The sequence below is a fragment of the Streptococcus mitis genome (genome assembly GCF_001579035.1).
GTDB lineage: Bacteria > Bacillota > Bacilli > Lactobacillales > Streptococcaceae > Streptococcus > Streptococcus mitis_J.
This window is the reverse complement of sequence record NZ_KQ970287.1, coordinates 184864-193272: the sequence shown is the minus strand read 5'-3', so window position 1 is coordinate 193272 and position 8409 is coordinate 184864. Positions and strand designations below refer to the sequence as shown.

Sequence of the window (8409 nt, the reverse complement as noted above, 5' to 3'; positions counted from 1 at the left end):
ACCGATAGTCAATGTATAACCTTCAAAACTATCTTTTCCTACATTAACTTTAGCATCCGCTACTTGAATTTCAATTTTTTTATCTTTCTTGCTCATTTCATACCTCTCTTCACTTTTTCTATTTTACAAGAAAATCCTAAAACTAGCAAGAAAAAAACTCTATATCAGGCTTGTCTGACATAGAGTTTTCTGCTTTATTTAATGTGTTTTTCTAGTTCTTTTTGGTATTTGCTATTGGATTCCAATTTTTCTTTTTGCCATTTTTTAAGAGCTTCGTCATATTCTTTTGTTGTAACAATATCTTTTTGCAATTTCATTCCTTTAAAGATATATGGGTCACCTTTAATACCAACTTGTGAGTACGGTTTTGAGAATGGTACTACGTTACTTACAACTGGAGAACCACCAGATGAAGCTGTTGGCATCAATAATGAACTATCTGTCAACCAAGCTTGAGCTTTGGCATATTTTTCATATCTCTTCTCTAGGTCAGTGGTCTCAGAAACAGCATCTTCTAACAATTTCTTATATTGATCCAAACCAAGTTTAGCTACAACATCCTTATCTTTTCCTTTTGTAATACCAAGGTGTTTCATGGCAGAGCCAGATTTTGGATCCATAATATTCAAGTAAGACGCTGGATCTTGATAGCTTGGAGCCCATCCTGTACTGTTCAAATCATAGTCTTTTTGAGAAGGAACACGCGCTTGTGATGTAATCGTTTCTTTTTCATTATCTGTCATTTGAAGTACATCGATGACAACATTTTCAGCACCAAGAGTTGATTCAATAGACTGTTTGAAAGAGTTGCTTTGTTGAACGGCGATAGTATCTGTTTGTTCAACCGGGACATCCAAGTGAATTGGGAAGGTTACCCCTTTAGATTCCAAGTCTTTCTTAGCTTTTTCGAAAGCAACTTTAGCCTTTTCAGGGTTGTAGATAGAATCTTTACCGTCAACTAGCTCAACACCTTTCCATTGGTCACCATAGTTCACCAACTCTGCTTGAGCGATTTGACCAAAGTTCTTACCACCAGCTTGCACAAAGTTATCTGGAACAAGGCTGTTACGAATAATCTTGTCCGCACCATCTTCACCGTTTAGCTGGGCAGCATAGGAATGACGGTTGAAGGCAAAGTTGATAGCCTGACGGAAGTCCTTATTAAGCATAGCTTCTTTTGTAGAAGTCTTTTGCTCTTCGCTTGTTTTCGCAGTTTTATTGTATGACTGACGATTTACGTTAAAAGTAAAGTAATAACTACTTGAATCTTGCGGGCTATAAGTGATTTTATCTCCGTATTGTTCCAAAGTTGAAGCAAAGTTTGAGCTGCTTGGGAAGAGACGGGCTGTCGTATAAGCACCAGAGGAGAAGCTACGGATCAAAGACTCCTGATCTGAACCATCGTAGTAGGTCAATTTAATCTTCTCAATTTTAACATTTTCTTTATCCCAGTAATTTGGATTTTTTTCATATTCAATCAACGATTTAGAAGTCAATGTTTTTAAGAAATAAGGACCATTGTAGAGAATACCTGCTGGGCTAACCTCTCCGTAATTCTTTCCTGATGCCTTTAAAAACTCTTCATTTACAGGCAACATCGTCGCTGTTGTAACTTTTGAATTCCAGAAACTTTCTGGCGCATTCAATGTGTACTCAACTGTGTAGTCATCCAAAGCTTTAACACCAACTGTAGAGAAATCATTGGTTTCACCAGTCATGTAGGCGTCCAAGCCCTTGATGGAATTTTGGATGAGAGAGACACCGTCTGACTTACCATCAGCCACGTGTTTTAGTCCTGTCACAAAGTCATGGGCTGTTACTTCTGCGTATTCTTCACCTTCTGAAGTGTACCATTTCACTCCTTTACGAAGTTTATAGGTATAAGTCAATCCATCTTTTGAGACAGACCAATCCTCAGCCAAAGAAGGAATAACATTACCATATTTATCATTTTCCATCAAACCATCAACGACATTCCCGATAATATCTGTTGTGGATGTACGCGTTGCTATGCTGTAGTCCAAGGATGCTGGATCCACTGCATAGACATAAGAAAATGTTGTCGGAGCATCTGCTTCTTTATCAGCTTTTCCACAGGCTGCTAAAAGAGCTGTTGTGCTCAGGACCACTCCTGCTGTTAAGAGCCACTTTTTCGATTTCATAAAAATCTCCTTTAATATATTTTCAATCTACTTTTACAATCCAACCTTCTGGCGCTTCAATATCACCAAACTGAATTCCTGTCAATTCATCATAGAGTTTACGAGTCACAGGGCCAACTTCTGTTTCACTATAGAATACATGGAAATCATCACCGTGCTGAATACCTCCAATTGGAGAAATAACCGCTGCTGTACCACAGGCACCAGCCTCTACAAAACGATCCAGATTATCAATTGGGACATCTCCTTCAATAGGAGTTAAGCCCAAGCGATGTTCTGCCAAATAAAGCAAAGAATACTTGGTAATAGATGGCAAGATAGATGGACTCAATGGTGTTACAAATTCATTATCAGCTGTGATTCCAAAGAAGTTAGCTGATCCGACTTCTTCAATCTTTGTATGAGTTGAAGGGTCTAGGTAAATAACATCTGAGAAATGACGTGACTTAGCCAATTTCCCTGGCAAGAGACTGGCAGCATAGTTTCCACCAACCTTAGCTGCACCTGTACCATTTGGAGCTGCACGGTCGTATTCATCCTGAATCAAGAAGTTGGTTGGGACCAAACCACCCTTAAAGTAATTTCCAACTGGCATAGCAAAGATGGTGAAAATGTACTCTTCTGCCGGTTTTACCCCAATAATATCTCCGACACCAATCAAAAGAGGGCGAAGATATAATGTTCCACCTGTTCCGTATGGAGGTACATATTCTTCATTCGCACGGACAACTGCTTTACATGCTTCTACAAACATTTCTGTCGGAACTTGTGGCATCAAGAGACGGTCACAGGTACGTTGCAGGCGTTTAGCATTTTCATCAGGACGGAACAGTTGAACACTGCCATCCTTAGTACGATAAGCCTTCAAACCTTCAAATGCTTGTTGTCCATAGTGGAGACTTGGAGAAGACTCTGAAATATGCAAAGTTGCATCCTCTGTAAGCTCTCCTTGATTCCATTGTCCATTTTTAAAATGAGCAATATAGCGATAAGGTAATTTCATATAGGAGAAACCAAGGTTTTCCCAATCAATCGTTACTGTCATATTCCACTCCTTATTCTAAAAACCTATTTCTTATATTCTACACTATTTTTCTAAAATAGCAAGTATATTTTGTAATTTTCAGAAAATTTCTTCAATAAAAAGAACCAGCTCTTAGAACTGATTCTTCATTTCACTTATTTAGCTTCAGTAAATACTTCTTTAAGATAAGCCTCAAAAACTTCTTCATCTGAAATCGTGTCAGAGATGAAGCTACCGTTACTTGTGCGTTCTGACAGGTTCAAGTCTTGCAATCGGATTTCATAGACTGTACCTTTGTTAGATTGAACAAGCAGAGTTTGGTCGTTCTCGTCCACTTCTGTACTAAAGAGGTCACCAACGAAGCCTTGTTCTGCAACTGCTCCTGCTAAGAAGACACGATGCGGTTTGTTTTTCAACTCACGCAAGACTTGTAGTCCTCGTTTGGCACGGCTGGTTGCCGGAATTTCGTCAATAGAAACACGTTTTAAACTTCCACGTTGGGTCAAGAGATAGAAGGATGAGGTGTTACAGATAAAGGCAGATTGGAGAACATCATCTTCTTTCAAGTTCATAGCCTTGACACCTGCAGCCTTGGCACCGACAACAGGAACCTCTTCGATGTTGAAACGAAGGGCATAACCATTTTGGCTAATCAAGACAACATCATCTAGTTTAATCGGAGCCACTGCTACAATCTGGTCTGTCTCATCTTTGAGCTTAGCATACTTGACAGACTTAGATTTATAGGTCCGCCATGGGGTGAATTCTTTTCGTTCTACCCGTTTGATTTGACCAAGGCGAGTCGCTGCAAAGTAGGTTGTCGCATCGTCAAACTGATCCAGTACTTCCACATAAAGGATTTCTTCATTCGTTTCAAAGTTTGTGATGGTTTGGCTCAGATGCTCACCGATATCCTTCCAGCGAATGTCTGCTAATTCATGGATTGGTCTGTAGATGACATTTCCAAGACTTGTGAACATCAAGAGGTGCTGGGTTGTCTTAGCAGCTTGTACAAAAATCAAACGGTCATCATCACGTTTGCCAATTTCTTCCAAGGTAGAAGCTGCGAAGGAACGTGGGCTAGTACGCTTAATGTAACCTGCCTTGGTCACGCTGACATAGGTATCTTCTTCGGCGATAAGACTAGCTGTATCAATCTCAATTACTTTCGCAGTGTCTTCTAAGCTACTCAAACGCGGAGTCGCAAACTTCTTCTTAACCTCACGAAGTTCTTTCTTCATGAGATTGTACATGGTCCGTTCATCCCCGATAATCGCAGCGAGCATGGCAATCTTCTCACGAAGTTCTGCTTCTTCCTCCTGCAAGACAACCACATCTGTATTGGTCAAACGGTACAGTTGCAAGGTTACGATAGCCTCAGCCTGCTCTTCTGTAAAATCATAGCTGACCTTAAGGTTTTCCTTGGCGTCCGCCTTATTCTCAGAAGCGCGGATAAGGGCAATGACTTCGTCCAAAATCGAAATCACGCGAATCAAACCTTCGACGATATGGAGACGTTTCTCAGCCTTTTCCTTGTCAAAGCGGGAACGCGCCAAAATCACTTCACGACGGTGGGCAATGTAGCTAGATAAAATTGGGACAATCCCAACCTGACGAGGTGTGAAATTGTCAATCGCCACCATGTTAAAGTTGTAGTTGATTTGCAGATCAGTGTATTTGAAAAGATAATTAAGAACAAGCTCCGTATTAGCGTCTTTTTTGAGCTCAATAGCGATTCGAAGACCATCACGGTCAGACTCATCGCGAACCTCAGCAATCCCAGCCACCTTGTTATTGACACGAACATCATCAATCTTCTTGACTAGATTGGCCTTATTGATTTCATAAGGAATCTCAGTGATAACGATTTGTTCCTTACCACCTTTTAACTTTTCAATCTCAGTCTTGGAACGAACAACCACGCGCCCCTTACCAGTTTCATAGGCCTTTTTGATTTCGTCTCGGCCTTGAATAATGGCTCCTGTAGGGAAGTCTGGTCCCGGCAAGAATTCCATGAGTTTATCCACCTTGGCTGTCGGGTGGTCAATCATGTAAACCGCCGCATCAATTACTTCAGCCAAATTATGTGGTGGAATATCTGTGGCATATCCAGCCGAAATACCAGTAGATCCATTGACCAAGAGGTTTGGAAAGGCTGCTGGCAAGACTGTCGGCTCTTTCTCTGTATCGTCAAAGTTCCAAGCAAAAGGAACTGTCTTTTTATCGATATCCTGAAGAAGATAGCCTGCAATCTCAGACAAACGCGCCTCCGTATAACGCATCGCCGCAGGCGGATCTCCGTCCATAGAACCGTTATTACCATGCATTTCAACTAGAATCTCACGATTTTTCCAGTCCTGTGACATACGAACCATGGCATCATAGATAGAACTATCACCGTGTGGATGGAAATTCCCCATGATATTCCCGACAGACTTGGCCGACTTGCGGTAGCTCTTGTCAAAAGTATTGCCATCCTTATTCATAGAGTAAAGAATGCGGCGCTGAACCGGCTTCAATCCATCCCGAATGTCTGGCAAAGCCCGGTCTTGAATGATGTATTTGGAGTAGCGACCAAAGCGCTCTCCCATGATGTCCTCCAGGGACATGTTTTGAATGTTAGACATAAGATACAAAGGGACGATTCGGCTTGCCGAAAATTTCTGTAGAAAAATAGGAAATCGATTCAGGGTTCGACGAACCCAAGGAGATTTATCCTTTTTCCTAAGTCTTAGTCCCGTGTTTAGTTACAATAAGTAACCAAACGACCCTTTCTATAGTTTAAAATGTTTAAAATTTGTTGATTCAGTTAGTAATAAGGAGTTTTCACATAGCATTTAGGGCGTGTTCAACTCCTTTCGAAGAATGGAGAGTAAATATTATGGAAAAAGAAAAAATATAGAGTAAGTGAGTTTCATCCAATTCCTGTATCGTCATTTCCACTTGAAATATCTACTCCACAAATCCTCGTTTATACTTGATATGACTGGCTATATTGCTATCTACATCTTTCCTATCCCAAAGTTGGAGTTCCCATGGGTAGTAAAAATTACTTTTATTTTTAAAATAGATATGAATACCGACATAGCCATCTTTATCACGTAAATACCAGTTTTTTAGTCCGTAAATCTCTTGCCAATCATCTAATTTATCCATGACTTGAGCTATCTCTTTGGAACTTAAAATCATACGAGCACCAAAAATATCATTAAGAATGGAATTCACAGGATAGCCCTCTTGACGCTCAGAAAAACGTGTAATTTTATCTAAAATAGACTCCGAAGTTTTGACACGATAAACATAGCCAATATCTTGGACATCCGCTTTCATCAGATAATCATTAATTGACTCATGTAAATTCAAACGGTAGGCTAAAATCGCTTTAGTCGGAACTTTTGAAAAGGTATGCTTGAGATTGATTTTTTCCATCTTACCCGTTTCAAAATAATCTTTAGAATATTCTCGATGAATACGATTAATCTCTGTAATGAGGCGTTCCACTTTTTCAATCATGAGTCTTCTCCTCTCGCTTTTTCATTTTTCCAATTATTCCCAAACTTCTTCACTCTTTCCTCAGCATACTCAATCATCTTCTCAGCCACTTCCTTATCGTAGGCAAAGCCCAGCTTTTGAGCAAGAGATTGAGCTTCTTTGTGGAAAAGTTGCATCGTGGCAAACAAAGACTGAGTGATTTTGTCTAAACTTGAGAAATCAAGAAGATTTGAGAATTCATTCTCTTTCTCAGCAGGCAAATAGTGAAAGAGGTACTTGTAATTTTTACCGATGTCAACTGCTCCCCTATCACTTGCTACCAGCCAAGCTAAAATTCTCAGGAGTTCTTGTTGACAAATACCATAGAGATGGTCAGTGGCATAGATGACTTGTTTGCGACAAATCCCTTTAACCACGTAAGATGATACCCACCAAAATTCATTGCAGGAATTTTTAAAATCTGTCTCACTAGCTGGACTCATCCAGAAACGCTGAGGACTGGGAGAATAGTACTCAAATAAGCCCTTCTTATCTTCTAAAACTATGAATTCCGCTTCGCTATCCACCCACTCTTGAATGTGTTCTTTGGGGCAGAGAGTCAAATCAATACGATTACCATCTTCAAAGAGCATGAGATAAAGACGACGATGGTCAAGCTGGACATGCTGTTCAATCAGGCGTTTGCCAAACTGGTCTAGCCAAGAAAGGGCACTCGTCAGATTATCTAAATCATCCACGACATAGACCACGTCATAGTCTTGAAATTCATCTTTTGGGGTCTTTGGGTTTGTCCGTGAACCAGACATGGCGACAGCAGCGACTTGTAAAGTTTTGGCAGTCTGTAAAATCAGATCTAGCATTTCTGTTTCAGCTCTCATGTTGATACCCATTCATTAAAAAGTGACTTAAAACACTGTCGCTTCTTCCAGCGTAAACTTGACATTATCTTCAATCCATTTACGGCGTGGTTCGACCTTGTCGCCCATGAGGACATTGACGCGGCGTTCGGCGCGAGCTAGGTCTTCAATGGTAACACGGATGAGGGTACGGGTTTCAGGATTCATAGTTGTTTCCCAGAGCTGGTCCGCATTCATCTCACCAAGTCCCTTGTAGCGTTGGAGGGTAGCGCCTTTACCGAACTGTTTACGGAGTTCTTCTAGTTCCCCGTCCGTCCATGCGTAAGCTACTTCTTCCTTCTTGCCTTTACCTTTTGACATCTTGTAAAGAGGCGGAAGGGCGATATAGACATGTCCTGCCTCGACAAGAGGACGCATATAGCGGTAAAAGAAGGTTAAGAGAAGTGTTTGAATGTGGGCACCGTCGGTATCCGCATCGGTCATGATAATAATCTTGTCATAGTTGGCATCTTCAATAGAGAAGTCTGCCCCAACACCCGCGCCAATAGTATAAATCATGGTATTGATTTCTTCATTTTTAAGGATATCCGCCATCTTGGCCTTGGCTGTATTGATAACCTTACCACGAAGAGGCAAGATTGCCTGGAACTTGCGGTCACGGCCTTGTTTGGCAGAACCACCGGCAGAGTCTCCCTCGACTAGATAGAGTTCATTCTTAGCAGGATTCTTAGACTGGGCTGGCGTTAATTTCCCAGACAACAAGCCCTTGTCTTTCTTGTTTTTCTTGCCATTTCGGCTCTCATCACGCGCCTTACGTGCCGCTTCACGAGCATCACGGGCCTTGATAGCCTTGCGAATGAGATTCGAAGCCAAC

7 protein-coding genes are annotated in these 8409 nt (G+C 41.1%); all 7 read right to left on the bottom strand.

The window, feature by feature from the left end:
* Positions 1-96, bottom strand: a 96-nt coding sequence (locus SMIDD26_RS05400; RefSeq protein WP_134990193.1) for a DUF2969 family protein, incomplete at its 3' end; no start/stop codon positions are given.
* Positions 97-194: 98 nt separating this feature from the next.
* A complete protein-coding gene (locus tag SMIDD26_RS05395) occupies positions 195-2162 on the bottom strand; it encodes a peptide ABC transporter substrate-binding protein (protein WP_061439366.1) in 1968 nt (655 codons plus the stop codon).
* A gap of 22 nt (positions 2163-2184) precedes the next feature.
* Positions 2185-3207: a branched-chain amino acid aminotransferase gene (locus tag SMIDD26_RS05390; protein WP_033681953.1), complete on the bottom strand. Its 1023-nt coding sequence runs from the start codon at positions 3205-3207 to the stop codon at positions 2185-2187.
* Between the two features lie 134 nt (positions 3208-3341).
* Positions 3342-5813, bottom strand: a complete 2472-nt coding sequence (parC, locus tag SMIDD26_RS05385; RefSeq protein WP_134990175.1) for a DNA topoisomerase IV subunit A — start codon at positions 5811-5813, stop codon at positions 3342-3344.
* 325 nt (positions 5814-6138) lie between these two features.
* Entirely contained in the window at positions 6139-6699 is a 561-nt protein-coding gene (locus SMIDD26_RS05380; RefSeq protein ID WP_061439363.1) for a nucleotidyltransferase family protein, read from the bottom strand.
* Positions 6696-7556 carry an aminoglycoside 6-adenylyltransferase gene (locus SMIDD26_RS05375; RefSeq protein ID WP_061439520.1) on the bottom strand — a complete coding sequence of 287 codons (861 nt, stop codon included), beginning with the start codon at positions 7554-7556 and terminating at the stop codon, positions 6696-6698. Before SMIDD26_RS05375 ends, SMIDD26_RS05380 begins: the two co-directional genes overlap by 4 nt.
* A gap of 27 nt (positions 7557-7583) precedes the next feature.
* The coding region (locus SMIDD26_RS05370) for a toprim domain-containing protein (RefSeq protein ID WP_246746930.1) at positions 7584-8409 on the bottom strand (826 nt) is incomplete at its 5' end.